This is a genomic window from Bradyrhizobium sp. LMG 9283 (assembly GCF_045571415.1).
Lineage (GTDB): Bacteria > Pseudomonadota > Alphaproteobacteria > Rhizobiales > Xanthobacteraceae > Bradyrhizobium.
Window position 1 is genome coordinate 4,063,063 of the sequence record NZ_CP120691.1, and the last position, 14,388, is coordinate 4,077,450.

12 protein-coding genes and 1 tRNA gene are annotated in these 14,388 nt (G+C 63.8%); 9 read left to right on the forward strand and 4 right to left on the reverse strand.

The features are described 5' to 3' along the window. Positions 1-340: 340 nt before the first annotated feature. Positions 341-433: transfer RNA gene (locus P6U29_RS19165), tRNA-Ser, on the reverse strand. Between the two features lie 836 nt (positions 434-1,269). Here P6U29_RS19165 and P6U29_RS19170 point away from each other — a divergent pair. Continuing rightward, on the forward strand, positions 1,270-2,841 hold the full coding sequence (locus P6U29_RS19170) for a porin (protein ID WP_407118980.1): 1,572 nt from the start codon (positions 1,270-1,272) through the stop codon (positions 2,839-2,841). Positions 2,842-3,309: 468 nt separating this feature from the next. Here P6U29_RS19170 and P6U29_RS19175 read toward each other — a convergent pair whose 3' ends face one another. Continuing rightward, a complete protein-coding gene (locus tag P6U29_RS19175) occupies positions 3,310-5,709 on the reverse strand; it encodes a transglycosylase SLT domain-containing protein (protein ID WP_407118981.1) in 2,400 nt (799 codons plus the stop codon). Between the two features lie 280 nt (positions 5,710-5,989). Here P6U29_RS19175 and dapA point away from each other — a divergent pair, with 280 nt between their 5' ends. The 4 genes from dapA to P6U29_RS19195 are packed head-to-tail and all read left to right on the forward strand — an operon-like array spanning position 5,990 to position 8,469. Further along, complete coding sequence (gene dapA / locus P6U29_RS19180) at positions 5,990-6,880, forward strand: 4-hydroxy-tetrahydrodipicolinate synthase (protein WP_407118982.1); 891 nt, start codon at positions 5,990-5,992, stop codon at positions 6,878-6,880. Between the two features lie 56 nt (positions 6,881-6,936). Then, positions 6,937-7,350: a large conductance mechanosensitive channel protein MscL gene (mscL, locus tag P6U29_RS19185; RefSeq protein ID WP_407119360.1), complete on the forward strand. Its 414-nt coding sequence runs from the start codon at positions 6,937-6,939 to the stop codon at positions 7,348-7,350. Positions 7,351-7,409: 59 nt separating this feature from the next. Next, entirely contained in the window at positions 7,410-7,883 is a 474-nt protein-coding gene (gene smpB, locus P6U29_RS19190) for an SsrA-binding protein SmpB (protein WP_254194047.1), read from the forward strand. Positions 7,884-7,887: 4 nt separating this feature from the next. Next, positions 7,888-8,469 carry a peroxiredoxin gene (locus P6U29_RS19195; RefSeq protein WP_407118983.1) on the forward strand — a complete coding sequence of 194 codons (582 nt, stop codon included), beginning with the start codon at positions 7,888-7,890 and terminating at the stop codon, positions 8,467-8,469. Between the two features lie 104 nt (positions 8,470-8,573). Here P6U29_RS19195 and P6U29_RS19200 read toward each other — a convergent pair whose 3' ends face one another. Both P6U29_RS19200 and P6U29_RS19205 read right to left on the reverse strand, forming a co-directional pair. Continuing rightward, positions 8,574-9,248 carry a uracil-DNA glycosylase gene (locus tag P6U29_RS19200; RefSeq protein ID WP_407118984.1) on the reverse strand — a complete coding sequence of 225 codons (675 nt, stop codon included), beginning with the start codon at positions 9,246-9,248 and terminating at the stop codon, positions 8,574-8,576. After that, the gene (locus P6U29_RS19205) at positions 9,229-9,873 is read right to left on the reverse strand and encodes an NYN domain-containing protein (RefSeq protein WP_027573659.1); all 645 of its coding nucleotides are present in this window, start codon (positions 9,871-9,873) and stop codon (positions 9,229-9,231) included. Before P6U29_RS19205 ends, P6U29_RS19200 begins: the two co-directional genes overlap by 20 nt. A 328-nt stretch (positions 9,874-10,201) precedes the next feature. On the opposite strand from P6U29_RS19205, the gene rpoZ reads away from it, so the two are divergent. From rpoZ to acpS, 4 genes are all read left to right on the forward strand, one after another. After that, positions 10,202-10,594, forward strand: coding sequence for a DNA-directed RNA polymerase subunit omega (gene rpoZ / locus P6U29_RS19210; protein ID WP_007603391.1), 393 nt, complete (start codon positions 10,202-10,204; stop codon positions 10,592-10,594). Positions 10,595-10,801: 207 nt separating this feature from the next. Beyond that, positions 10,802-13,084: a RelA/SpoT family protein gene (locus tag P6U29_RS19215; RefSeq protein WP_407118985.1), complete on the forward strand. Its 2,283-nt coding sequence runs from the start codon at positions 10,802-10,804 to the stop codon at positions 13,082-13,084. A gap of 45 nt (positions 13,085-13,129) precedes the next feature. Beyond that, positions 13,130-13,882, forward strand: coding sequence for a pyridoxine 5'-phosphate synthase (locus tag P6U29_RS19220; protein ID WP_407118986.1), 753 nt, complete (start codon positions 13,130-13,132; stop codon positions 13,880-13,882). Next, positions 13,879-14,298: a holo-ACP synthase gene (acpS, locus tag P6U29_RS19225; protein WP_407118987.1), complete on the forward strand. Its 420-nt coding sequence runs from the start codon at positions 13,879-13,881 to the stop codon at positions 14,296-14,298. Before P6U29_RS19220 ends, acpS begins: the two co-directional genes overlap by 4 nt. Positions 14,299-14,388: the final 90 nt, after the last annotated feature.

Consider the following 14,388-nt stretch of genomic DNA (forward strand, 5'->3'; position numbering starts at 1 on the left):
TCAAGAAGCGAATGGACGATGGCTACCGATTCGGATCGCCCCCGATGAGTGCGATCTGGAACTCGGGCGTCTGCACAAGACGGGAATTTTGCCCCGGTCCTTTCCATGCCGGCGCAGGGGCGCCGTCTGGTTCAAGGTTTGGGCCGACGAGGTTGTGCTGATATCGCCCTCGCATTGGTGGATACGGCAATCCGGCATTTAGGTGCGTGCACACATATATAAGGAGCACGCGAATCGAGCTGGGCTTGCCGCGCTCATGCTTGCGCCAGGCTTTCGCGCCGGCGCCACGCCGCTTTCAGCTGAAAGAACGCAGAAGACCTTGGATGATTCTGCTGCTGGGTGGCGGAGAGGGAGGGATTCGAACCCTCGATACAGCTTGAGACCGTATGACGCTTTAGCAAAGCGTTGCCTTCAGCCACTCGGCCACCTCTCCGGTGCGAGCCTTATGCATCTATTTGCTCGGGCTGGTCAATTTGGAAGCGCGTGTTTTCGCTCGAATATTCCCAGTGATTTTCGAAACAAACGGGTTTGTTCTCGGGGGCGCGCGAGTGGCGCTGTAGGAACAGGCCCAAAGCTGGAACATCTGGCACAAGGCGCAAGGATGTTCCGCGTAGAGAAGCCTGTTTGCTCGTGTCAGAAGCTGAATTTGCTAGGAAATTCAATGATACGAGAGAGGGGGCCTATGGAAAGTCGGCATCCCTGCGTCTTGGCCGCCGAGCTGCCGGCCCGTTCCCAATCATCTCCGCCTCGATAGCGAGTATCTGCCGTGCGGCTCAGGCGTTGTTGTGACCGCTTGTGTCAAACTGGAGGCGCGGAGGCGGCTGATGCCTGCTCCTTGAGTCTCCTTCTGATTCCACGATTCGAACCCATCAAAGCTGCTCCAGGCCGAGCTCTCGTCTGCGGTGCCTCATGTGGGGAACTTTGATGGCAAATGGAACCGCTCCGAAAACATCAATGTAAACAATATGTTGCGAGAGTGGTTTGATCACATCTGCGTGCTATTTGTGCAACACCCGTCGGAAAACACGCTTCATCGGGCCGTTTCGGAGCGTTCTCTTGTTGTGTGTGCAAGGACGTTCGGTAATTGTGACTGAGCGACGGAGGGGGGCATCCCAAGGTCGTCCCGTTTAGGTCTTTCGCTTAAGTCCCTCGCGTTCATGCGGGTGTGTCCGAAGGCGCGAAGGGGCCAAAAGCGGGGATTTAGAGGGGGTTGGGGAATTGGCCGTCCGGTCAGTAACCTTCCCTGAAAGAGCAACTTGGAGGTTTAACATGAAGTTGGTTAAGAGCCTTTTGCTCGGCTCAGCGGCGGGTCTGATCGCCGTGGGCGGAGCGCAGGCAGCCGATCTGCCCGTGAAGGCCAAGGCGGTCGAATACGTGAAGATCTGCTCCCTGTACGGTGCTGGATTCTACTACATCCCGGGCACCGACACCTGCATCAAGCTGGGTGGCTATCTGCGCGCTGAAGTCGCGCTGAACACGAACTCGGACTACAACGGCCAGTTCACCACGAACAACGGTGCGCGCAACCGTCTGACGAACTACTACACGATGCGTGCTCGTGAAGATCTCAACATCGACACGCGCACCGCGACCGAGTACGGCGTCGTCCGTACCTTCTTCGACGCCGTGTTCTCCTGGACGACCGGTAACTATTCCGGCAGCGGCAGTGCGACCGGCTCGACGGTCTACAGCGCCGCGCTGGGCCTCAACACCTCCGGTGCCACTCCGGCGCTCGTTGGTTCGACGATCAACCCGACTGACGGCGGTACCTCGGGCGGTTCGCTCGGCGTGTACTATGCCTTCATCCAGTTCGCCGGCTTCACGATGGGTAAGGCCGTGTCGCAGTTCGACGCGCCCTGGACCAACTATCCCGGCAACAACTACGACGGTCTCGTCGGCGGCAGCGGCACGGTCACTGGTATCACGCAGTTCAGCTACACTGCTGACTTCGGTCAGGGCATCACGGCGTCGTTCTCGGCTGAAGACCCGACTGCTTACATGCAGGCTGGCAACCTCAACATGAGCGGCGCTTCGGTGGCTGGCATTGTTGGTGGTTCGTATGGCTCCAACGCCATCGGCGGTTCGCGTTCGCCGAACCTCGTCGGTCAGATTCGCGTCGACCAGGCTTGGGGTCTGTTCCAGGCGTCGGTTGCTGCGAAGGACAACCACGTTGCCTACTACGGCGCGACCGAGCCCACTGGCCACCCCGACGACAAGTGGGGTTGGGCGGTTCAGCTCGCTCTGTCGATCAAGAACATCCCGACCGGCGCGGGTGACACGATCAACGTCCAGGGCGTCTACACCGACGGTGCGACCCGCTATAACTTCCAGAACCTCGCGGGCAGCAGCTACTCGATGTTCGGCAGCTCGGGCATCGCCTACCAGAGCGTCGGTTTCGCCAACGCTCCGGACACGGTGTACATCACCGGCTCGCAGCAGGAAACCGTCAAGACCTGGGGCTTCCGTGGTGCGTACACCCACAACTGGGATCCGTACTGGAACACCTCGATCTACGGTGCCTACGCTCAGGCCCAGTTCGGTACCCTGGCTAAGACCACGATCTGCGGCGTCGGTGGCGTGTTCGTCACGGGAGCAGCTGTCGCTGGTGTGACGGGTTGCAACCCGGACTTCTCCGTGTACTCGGCGGGTATCATCACTCGCTGGACTCCGGTCAAGAACCTGACGTTCTCGGCTGACCTCGCATGGACCCGCGTTGACCAGAAGTACTCCGGTACGGTTGGTGTTACCCCCTCCGGTGTAACCGCCAAGCCGACCGCGCTCTACGAGCTGAAGGATCAGGACACCATCACCCTGCTCCTCCGCGCTCAGCGCAACTGGTAAGTTCGGTCTAACGACCTGACAGAGAGCCCCGGCGGGAAACCGCCGGGGCTTTTCTTTTTGGCCTCGGATGCCCGCGGTCTTGCGCCAAGCGCCGAACTCGCGCGGCTTCCCTTCATCGATCGTTCCGTGCGACCCGATGCCAGCTGTCGTGGGAGAGGGGATCCGCGTCACAAGTCCCGACCGAGATACGCCGGGGAGGGCTGCCGCGTCGGCCGGCTCGGCCGTGCGCGCGCATTGCCGGCCGTGTCTTGCAGCGGGAGCCGACCGCCGGCTTCATTGCCGAGTGGCGGAGAGCTCCGCCGAATCTGCCGATCGGACGGCAGCCGCCGCCGCGCTCGAGCCGCGCTCGAGAAGGCGCGCCCGAGGATAATCGTCGATCGATCGAGATGCTTCGCCTGCTCAGGTGCTGACCGGGAGACGGCGCTCGTCCCCCGATGTGCCGGGCCTGCGAAGTGAGAGAGGAGATCGCTATTCCACGCTTCCGACGCCGCGGCGCAGATCGGCTTCGATCTGCAGGCGCGTGCCGCCGCCGAAGCGGGCGCGGTAGACTTGCAGGTTCTCCATGATCCGTTGCACGTAGTTGCGCGTCTCGGAGAACGGAATCAGCTCGACCCAATCGACAGCATCGACCTTCGGGTCGCGTGGGTCGCCGTAGCGGTCGATCCACTTCTTCACGCTGCCGCGACCGGCATTGTAGGCGGCGAAGGTCATGATGTAGGAGCCGCGATAATCCTCAAGCAGTCCGCCGAGCTCGGCCGAGCCGAGCGTGGCGTTGTAGACCGAATCGTTCTTCAGCCGTCCCAGATCGTAGGTCGCGCCGTGCCGCTTGCAGACATAGCGCGCGGCATCCGGCGTCACCTGCATCAGCCCGTATGCCTGGGCTGGCGAGACCACCGACGGATTGAACGCGCTCTCCTGCCGGGCAATGGCGTAGACGATGCTGCGCTCGACCTCGGGGCCGATCGGCGTGAAATGCGGAATGCCATTGACGGGGTAGGCGTAGAAGTCGAACGGCAGGCCGCGATTGAGCGCGGCCTTGCCGACCAGCAACATGCCGCGCGCATCGCTGTAACGCTGGGTGAGCTCGCCGAGACCGGCAAGTGCCTCGGGATCGCCGTTCTCGCCCATGTCGGCGAGCATAGGCACTGCGAGCTCGCGCTCGTCGAGCTCGTAGAGCAGTTGCGCGGCGCGCACGATCTCCAGCCGCTCGGCGCCGCGCCCGCGCGGCTGGCTGTTGAGCTCGATCTGCGGCAGGCCGAGTTTTGCGCGCGCGAGCTGGCCATAATAGCTGGTCGACTGCTCGGCCGCGCGGGCATAGGCGTTGCGCGCCTCCTGCTGGCGGCCCATCGCTTCCGCGGCGCGGCCCTGCCAATAGCCGGCGCGCGCCAGCGTGGTCGGGTTGACGCTGCCGACCCCGATGCGAGCAAAATGCTGGGCGGCGGTCGCAGGGTCGTTGAGGAAGCGTAGCGCAATCCACCCGGCGGTGAACTCCTGCTCCGTCTTGTAGATGTCGCGCGAGGGCAGGGCGGCGTCGCGCGCGATCAGGTAGGCGCTGCGGAATTCCTCGGTGTCGATCATCTTGCGCGCCAGCAGGCGCCGCTCGATCCACCATTCGTCGAGATTGTGGAGGCGACCCGGATCCTTGGGCGCGGACAGCATCAGCTGGGCGGCCTCGGCGAACTTCTCCTCGCGACGCAAGAGCTGGATCTTGCTGAAGATGAAGCCGGGATCGCTGTGCAGCTCGCGCGGCACCGCGTCGAGCAGCGCCCGCGCGTTCGGCGCTTTCTTGACCGCAGCGATGCGAGCCTTGGCGAGCGCGACATAGCCGGCGCCGAGGCGCTTTGCGGCGCGCAGCGCCGCTTCGGTCTCGCTGCCGTAGAGCAGGGTGTCCATCCGCGCTTTCTGATCGCCCGGCGTGAGCAGGGCGCCGAACTGGTCAAGCGCGTTGTTCTCGGTGTCCTCCGACATCGGATCGCTGCGCCAGGCTTCGCGCACCAGTCGCTCGGCATTGGCGCGGTCACCGCGCGCCAGCATCGCCTTGGCGAGCGTGAAGCGGCCCTTGGCGGAGATCGGCGACTCGTTCTCGAACCACGACCACGCGACCGAATCGTCGCGCCTGTCGTCCCACATCGCAGCCTCGAGGCGCCGGCGCAGGAAAGTCTGCGACGGCCAGCTCGGATTGGCGGAGAGGAAGGCGCGATAGCGTTCCACGCTGGCGCCGTTGTCCTCGCTGCGCAGGATGATCCATTCGGCGAGCTTTCGCGCGACCGGATCAGAGATGCCGGCTGCGACGTTGGTAGCATCGCTGGCCTTGCGCTTGCGCACGAGCTCGATGACGCTTTCCAGCGTCTCCTTGTCCGCTTGCGACGTCGACGACGTCGCCGCGACGGCGGCCGGGATGACGGGCTTGCGCGGCGCCGCATGCTGGCGCGTCGCCGGAGCCAGGACGGGAGCTGTCACCGGTCTGGCGGCGGCTGGGGCGGTGGGTCTGACCGTGGCCGTCACCGCCGGCGCGGTCTTAGGTGATACGGTCTTGGGTGATGCGGTCTTGGGTGACGACCCGTTGGCGGTCGGTTGTGATTTTGGCGAGGTGGCTGCTGCCGCGGGTTTCGACTTGTCTTTCGCGGGTTCCTTACCAGCAGCATCCTTGGCAGGCTTCTTTGCGGCGTCCTTGGCCGGGGCGCCAGCCGCACTCTTGCCCGCGCCCTTCGCTGCGTCCTTGCCGGTTCCCTTGGCTGAGTCCTTGGCTGATCCCTTGACTGGCCCCTTCGCGGCGTCTTTGGCGGCTGGCTTCGCGGTATCCTTGGCCTCCGCGGCCGTCTCATTGGACTTGGCGAGCGCGGCGCAGCCCACTGACAGCCACGCCATCAGGCACACGGCCAGACCTAGGGATCGCCATGCGGCACGAGCAAAGGAGGTCACGGCGTTTTGTCGCCCCGAATCAGTGAAGTGGCTCAAGACCTAGCTGAATTTGATTGAATATGCGGAGAAAATACCAACAGCCGCTTACCTCAGGCCGATTTGCACCAGCACCGCGGCAAAATCGCGACCTAAACTCAGCTTCGCACCGAAGCGGCCCTTTTACCGCCGGGATAGACCCGATATGTATGGGGCTTGCTCTCAAGATTGCCGCGTACGGAGGAAGTCCATGGCAGCCAAGACGAAATTCCGGGGATCGTTCACCGCCTTGGTCACGCCGTTCAAGAACGGCTCGCTGGACGAGGCGGCGTTTCGCTCCCTGGTCAATTGGCAGATTTCCGAGGGCACCAATGGACTGGTCCCGGTCGGCACCACCGGCGAAAGCCCGACGCTCAGCCATGACGAGCACAAGAAGGTCGTCGAATGGTGCATCGCTGAGGCCAAAGGCCGCGTGCCTGTTATCGCGGGGGCCGGCTCCAATTCGACCAAGGAGGCGATCGAACTCTCCCAGCACGCCGAGAAGGCGGGCGCAGACGCCGTCTTGATCGTCACGCCCTATTACAACAAGCCGACCCAGGAGGGGATGTACCAGCACTTCAAGGCGATCAACGATGCGATCGGGATTCCGATCATCATCTACAACATCCCGCCGCGCTCGGTGATCGACATGTCGGTCGACACCATGAAGCGGCTGTGGGAGCTGAAGAACATCGCCGGCGTCAAGGATGCCACCGCCAGCATGGTTCGCGTGTCGCAGCAGCGCGCGGCGATGGGCGAGGATTTCAACCAGCTTTCGGGCGAGGACGCCACCATCATCGGCTACATGGCCCATGGCGGTCATGGCTGCATCTCGGTGACCTCGAACGTCGCGCCGCGCCTGTGCTCGGAGTTCCACGCCGCCTGGCAGAAGGGCGACACCAAGACGGCGCTCGCGATCCACGACAAGCTGATGCCGCTGCACAACAACCTCTTCATCGAAAGCAACCCGGCGCCGATCAAGTACGCGATGTCGCTGCTCGGCAAGCTGGACGAGACGTTGCGGCTGCCGATGGTTCCGATTTCCGAGCCGACCCGCGTTGCCGTACGCAGCGCAATGGTTCACGCCGGCCTGATCAACTGATGCGGTAGGCTTTCGGGGAGCTTGTGATGAGCCGGGTCGACGAAAGGAGCAGGCAGATGCTCAAGGAGTTCCGCGAGTTCGCCATGAAGGGCAACGTCGTCGATCTCGCGGTCGGCGTCATCATCGGCGCGGCCTTCGGCGCCATCGTCACGTCGCTGGTCGGCGACATCATCATGCCGATCATTGGTGCTGCGACCGGCGGTCTCGACTTCTCGAACTACTTCATCCCCTTGTCGAAGACGGTGACCGCCACCAACTTAGCGGATGCGAAAAAGCAAGGCGCGGTGCTTGCTTACGGCAGCTTCCTGACGCTGACGATCAACTTCATGATCATCGCCTTCGTGCTGTTCCTGGTGATCCGCGCCATGAACACGTTGAAGCGCAAGGAAGAGACCAAGGCCGCGGAACCGCCGAAGCCGTCCGCGGAGGTCGTCCTGCTGACCGAGATCCGCGATCTCCTCAAGAAGTGACGCGCGCGCTTCACCCAAACTGTTAGCTTACGTGCGCATCTCGATCAGGTTTGTTGCCCATGGCCGATAAGAACGAACGTCCGATCAAGGTCATGGCGGAGAATCGCAAGGCTCGCTTCAACTATGCGATCGAAGACACGGTCGAGGCGGGCATTGCGCTGACCGGCACCGAGGTCAAGTCGATCCGCAACGGCAAAAGCACGATCGCGGAATCCTACGCCGATTCCAAGGACGGCGAGATTTGGCTGATCAACGCCACCATTCCCGAATATCTCCAGGGCAATCGCTTCAATCACGAGCCCAAGCGGCCGCGAAAGCTGCTGCTGCATCGCCGGCAAATCAACAAGCTGATGGGTGCGGTTGACCGCGAGGGCATGACGCTGATCCCGCTCAAGCTTTACTTCAACGAGCGCGGTCGCGCCAAATTGCAGCTCGCGGTTGCCAAGGGCAAGAAGCTGCACGACAAGCGCGAGAGCGAGAAGAAGCGCGACTGGAGCCGCGAGAAGGGCCGGCTGATGCGGGCGAGGGGATAGTGCAATGAACCAGCGGAACCTGCTCGAGGTCGACTGGAGCCAGATCCCGGCACCCGCCGATGACGGCGCTGCCGTGCATCTCACGGGCATGACGCTGCCTCCGATCGGCCTGCTCGCGACCGACGACCGGTCGGTGACGCTGTCGGCGCTGCGTGGCCGGACCGTGGTGTTCGCCTATCCGCGTACTGGCGAGCCCGGCAAGATCGCGCTGGTGGACGATTGGGATATGATTCCGGGAGCGCGCGGCTGCACGCCGCAGACCTGCGCGTTCCGTGATCTGTTCGCCGACCTGAAAGCCGCCGGCGCCGCCCACGTGTTCGGCCTCTCGACCCAGAGCAACGACTACCAGACCGAGTTGGCCTCGCGCCTGCATCTGCCGTTTCCGGTGCTCTCGGACGAGAAGCTGGCGCTGACGCGCGCCTTGAATTTGCCGACGATGGAGGTCGCAGGCCTGACCCTGATCAAGCGCCTGGCGCTGATCATCGACGAGTCCAGGATCACGCATGTGTTCTATCCGGTGTTTCCGCCCGACCGGAATGCCGGCGATGTGCTCGATTGGCTGAAGGCCAACCCGGCGAGGGGCTAGGACCACCAGAGGAATGAGTTTTGGTTGCATCGGTGTGACCAGGGGACCACCTCTCCCCGTCGGGGAGAGGTGAACCACGACCGGCCGACCTAATTGCATTAGCCCTAATCGAGGTCGGCCTTGATCCTAGCGAACACGCTCCGGAACATGTCCGGCGTCAGCACGCCGGTGTTGGTGTTGTAGCGGGAGCAATGATAGCTGTCGTAGAGCTTGAACGCGCCGGCCTGATGCACGGCGCCGTGGCTGAAGGGGGCCTGAGAGGCCTTCAGGTTTAGCGGCTTGAGCACGCTGTCGTGCGCAATCCTCCCCAGCGCGACGACCGCGCGCAGATTCGGCATTGTCTCGAGGTTCGCGATGAGAAACCGGCGGCAGGTGGTGATCTCGATCGGCAGCGGCTTGTTCTGCGGCGGCACGCAATGCACCGCGTTCGCGATCCGGCAGTCCACCAGCTTCAGGCCGTCGTCGGGCCGCGCCTGATAGGTGCCCCTGGCAAACCCGTATTCGACCAGCGTGGCGTAGAGCAGGTCGCCGGCATAATCGCCGGTGAACGGCCGTCCCGTGCGGTTGGCGCCCTGCATGCCGGGCGCGAGGCCGACGATCAAAAGGCGCGCCTCGATGTCGCCGAACGGCGCAACCGGCGCATTGTGCCATGATGGCTCACGTGCGCGGTTCGCCTCGCGAAAGGCGACCAGGCGCGGACAGAGCGGACAGTCACGGTCGGGGACGACGGTGGGAGGCTGGCGGCTCGACTGGGCCGCTTCACTCCTCGAAGTCGTCATCGCCCCTCGGCGCCATCGTGGTCGCGCGCTGGAGGAATTGCGGGGCGTGGTGGCGTTCGCCACGCTCGCCGCGGTCACGCGGGGCGGGGCGTTCGGACGGGTCGCGGCCGAGCTTGGATTGCAGCTCGACGAGGTCGGTGAAGACGTCGGCCTGGCGGCGCAGCTCGTCTGCGATCATCGGCGGCTGGCTGGCGATGGTGGAGATCACCGTGACCCGCACGCCGCGGCGCTGCACCGCCTCGACTAGGGAGCGGAAGTCGCCGTCACCCGAGAATAGCACCATCTGGTCGATGTGCTCGGCGAGCTCCATGGCGTCCACCGCGAGCTCGATATCCATGTTGCCCTTCACCTTGCGGCGGCCGGAGGCGTCGATGAATTCCTTGGTCGCCTTGGTGACGACGGTGTAGCCATTGTAGTCCAGCCAGTCGATCAACGGTCGGATCGAGGAGTATTCCTGGTCTTCGATGATGGCGGTGTAATAGAACGCCCGCAATAACGTCCCGCGGCTCTGAAACTCCTTCAGCAGGCGCTTGTAATCGATGTCGAAGCCCAGAGTTTTCGCCGTCGCGTAGAGATTGGCCCCATCGATGAAGAGCGCGATCTTGTTGGTAGGAGAAGGTGACATTCAGTTGCTCGCGTAGTGCTCGTGATTGATCGTTTATTGTTGGCGCGGCGACAGCAAGCCGCGCAGTTCTAAAGTGCCGCTGAGTCCCGTCGAAACCGCAAATCCGGAGAAGTCGGGGCAATCAAGGTATAGTTATGGCGGACTCGCATACGCCCGTGGCCGCCCTCGATGGCAGCCCGGAAAACCATCCGTCCCAGCCCCAATGTGGGGGTACCAGAGCCGTTTGGCGAGGCCAAATCACAAATTGGCCTTGCGAAACCGTCCCGGCCCCTATAACTACCCCCAATCATCCACATATTTCGTCCCACCCGCAACGGAGCGACAGTCCATGGCTCGCGTCACCGTAGAAGATTGTATCGACAAGGTCGACAACCGGTTTGACTTGGTCCTGCTGGCCGCCCACCGTGCCCGCATGATCTCGTCCGGCTCACAACTAACGGTTGACCGCGATAACGACAAGAACCCTGTTGTGTCTTTGCGTGAAATTGCCGAGACGACAATTTCGCCGGAGGACCTCCGCGAGGAGCTGGTGCACTCGCTCCAGAAGTTCGTCGAGGTGGATGAGCCCGAGCCGGATACGGTGCCGCTGATCGGTTCCGCGGGTGCCAGCGTCGACGCGGACGACACCGAGGTCGCCGTCGAGCGCATGACCGAGGAGGAGCTTCTGAAGGGCCTGGAAGGCCTCGCTCCGCCCGAGGAGCAGCCCGAGGAAGACGAGTAATTCCTCCGTCGCGATCATCGACTTCTTGTGATCTTATCAAAGGCCCGAACCATCGTTCGGGCCTTTGCTTTTGTTGACCTTTTCGTGGTTACCATAGCGTTGCCGGTTGGCGCTGCGCCCTGTCACCGAATTGATCGGACACAAGCGCGATCGGGGCTAGGATGTATACAACGGGCCGGCTCAGGGCCCGTTTGAAGGCAGGACGGAATGGTATATCGGCGTCGCAGATCCACGCAGATGCAGGCCGCAACCGAATCGGTTGCCGTGGCCCCGACTGCGCCGGTCGCGCGCCCGGCCAGGCCCCGCGCGCGCATGATGCGTCAATATGACCTCGTCGAGCGCGTCAGATCCTACAATCCCAACACCAACGAAGACCTGCTCAATCGCGCCTATGTCTACGCCATGAAGGCGCATGGTTCGCAGACCCGCGCCTCGGGCGACCCCTATTTCTCGCACCCGCTCGAAGTGGCGGCGATTCTCACCGATCTGAAGCTCGACGACGCCACCATCGTGGCCGCGCTGCTTCACGATACGATCGAGGACACCGAGGCGACGCGGGCCGAGATCGACCAGATCTTCGGACCCGAAATCGGCGCGCTGGTCGAGGGCCTGACCAAGCTGAAGCGGCTTGAGCTGGTCTCGCGGGAGGCCAAGCAGGCCGAGAACCTGCGCAAATTGCTGCTGGCCATTGCCGACGATGTCCGCGTGCTCCTGGTCAAGCTCGCCGACCGCCTGCACAACATGCGCACGCTGGATTTCGTGCCGACGGAATCGCGCCGGCGCATCGCCGAGGAGACGCTCGACATCTACGCGCCGCTGGCGGGGCGCATGGGCATGCAGGAAATGCGCGAGGAGCTGGAGGATCTGTCGTTCCGCACCCTCGATCCCGAAGCCTATTCGGTCGTGATGCAGCGGCTCGATGCGCTCGCCGAGCGGAACCGCAATCTGATCGGCGAGATCGAGGACCAGCTCTCCAACAATCTGCGCCACAGGGGTCTCGGCGCGCGGGTCTATGGCCGCCGCAAGAAGCCGTTCTCGATCTGGACCAAGATGGAGCGCAAATCGATCGGTTTCGAGCAATTGTCCGACATCTTCGGCTTTCGCTTGGTCGTCAGCGACATCGAGGCCTGCTATCGCGCGCTCGGAATCGTCCACACCACCTGGCCGGTCGTGCCGGGGCGCTTCAAGGACTACATCTCGACGCCGAAGCAGAACGACTATCGCTCGATCCATACCACCGTGATCGGCCCCGGTAACCAGCGCGTCGAGCTCCAGATCCGCACCGAGGCGATGGACCAGATCGCCGAGCGCGGCATTGCCGCGCACGTCTTCTACAAGGAAGGCGTGGGCTCGCCGACCGAATTCCTCAAGCGCGAGTCCAACGCGTTCGCCTGGCTGCGCCATACCATCGGAATCCTCTCCGAGAGCGCCAATCCCGAGGAATTCCTCGAGCACACCAAGCTCGAGCTGTTCCACGACCAGGTGTTCTGCTTCACCCCGAAGGGCAAGCTGATCGCGCTGCCGCGCCACGCCAACGTGATCGACTTCGCCTATGCGGTGCACACCGACGTCGGCAACAGCGCGGTCGGCTGCAAGATCAACGGCAAGTTCGCGCCGCTGTCCTCGGAGCTCCAGAACGGCGACGAGGTCGAGGTGCTGACCTCGGAGGCGCAATCGGCGCCGCCGTCGGCCTGGGAGACGCTGGCGGTCACCGGAAAGGCACGTGCCGCGATCCGGCGCGCCACGCGCACCGCCGTGCGCGATCAATATGCCGGGCTCGGCCGGCGCATCGTCGAGCGTCTGTTCGAGCGCGCCAAGATCGAATATGCCGATGACAAGCTGAAGGGCGCGCTGCCGCGGCTCGCGCGCACCTCGATCGATGACGTCATGGCGGCGGTCGGCCGCGGCGAGATCAAGGCCTCCAACGTCGCGCGTGCGATGTATCCCGACTACAAGGAGGAGCGCGTCGCACGCTACGGGGGCAAGAAGGGGCTTGCCGCCAAGCTCAAGGAGAAGTCCTCGGAGCCGCGCAGCCCGGTCGCGATCCCGATCCGCGGCATCAATTCCGACCTCCCGGTGAAGTTCGCTCCGAACGGCGGGGCCGTGCCCGGGGATCGCATCGTCGGCATCGTCACGCCGGGCGAGGGCATCACGATCTATCCCATTCAGGCGCCGGCCCTGAAGGATTTCGAGGAGGAGCCGGAGCGCTGGCTCGACGTCCGCTGGGACATTGAGGACTCCGCGCCGCAGCGTTTTCCGGCCCGCATCAAGGTGGAGAACGTCAACGAGCCCGGCGCATTGGCGCAGATCGCGACCGTGATCGCCGAGCACGACGGCAACATCGACAACATCAGCATGCAGCGCCGCTCGCCTGACTTCACGGAGACGACGATCGATCTCGAAGTCTACGACCTGAAGCACCTGAGCGCGATCCTGGCCCAGCTGCGCGCGAAGGCAGTCGTCGCCCGTGTCGAACGTGTTAATGGATAGGCGCTTTGCGTATGCCTCCATCGCTCTGATTTCGTGAGTTCTGAAATGCCCGCACCTCCGCTCCGCCTCGGCGTCAATGTCGACCATGTCGCAACCCTGCGTAACGCGCGGGGCGGCCGCAATCCAGATCCGGTGCGTGCGGCGCTGCTCGCGATCGAGGCCGGCGCCGACGGCATCACCGCCCACCTGCGCGAAGATCGCCGGCATATCCGCGACGAGGACATGGCGCGGCTGAAGGCGGAGATCTCCAAGCCGCTCAATTTCGAGATGGCCGCGACCGACGACATGATGCGGATCTCGCTTGCCACCAAGCCACACGCGGTGTGCCTCGTGCCGGAGCGGCGCCAGGAGGTGACGACCGAAGGCGGGTTGGATGTGGTCGGCCAGCACACCGCGCTCACGCCGTATATCGCGCGGCTCAACGATGCGGGCATCCGGGTCTCGCTGTTCATCGCCGCCGATCCCGCCCAGATCGAGATGGCGGCACGGCTGCGCGCGCCCGTGATCGAGATCCACACCGGCGCCTGGTGCGACGCCGTCGTCGACGGCCACACCGACAAGGCCGAGGCCGAATGGCAGCGGATCGTGGCCGGGGCAAAGCTCGCCAAGGATGCGGGGCTCGAGGTCCACGCCGGGCACGGGCTGGACTATGCGACGGCGGAGACGATCGCGGCCCTGCCTGAGATCATGGAGCTCAACATCGGCTACTACATGATCGGCGAGGCGCTCTTCGTGGGGCTGGCGGAGACCGTGCGCAGCATGCGCGCGGCGATGGACCGCGGCCGGGGCCGGGCATGATCATCGGCATCGGCTCCGACCTGATCGACATCACCCGCGTCGCCAAGGTGATCGAGCGCCATGGCGAGCGCTTCCTCGACCGTATTTTCACCGCGGCCGAGCGGGCCAAGGCGGAGCGGCGCGCCAAGAACGAGAAGATGGTGGTGGCGACCTACGCCAAGCGCTTCGCCGCCAAGGAGGCCTGCTCCAAGGCGCTTGGCACCGGCATCAGGCGCGGCGTCTGGTGGCGCGACATGGGGGTGGTCAACCTGCCGGGCGGGCGGCCGACCATGCAACTGACCGGCGGCGCCCTGGCCCGGCTCCAGGCCCTGACGCCGGAGGGGTTCGAGGCGCGGATCGACGTTTCGATCACCGACGACTGGCCGCTGGCACAGGCCTTTGTCATCATTTCCGCCGTGCCCATGGCTAAGCCCTGACGCGATCCGTTCGATTTTATGATTCGTACGTAAATTCAATGTCTTATTCAGTTTTGATGCGATCCTTGATTGCGTGGCCTCCGACAACCG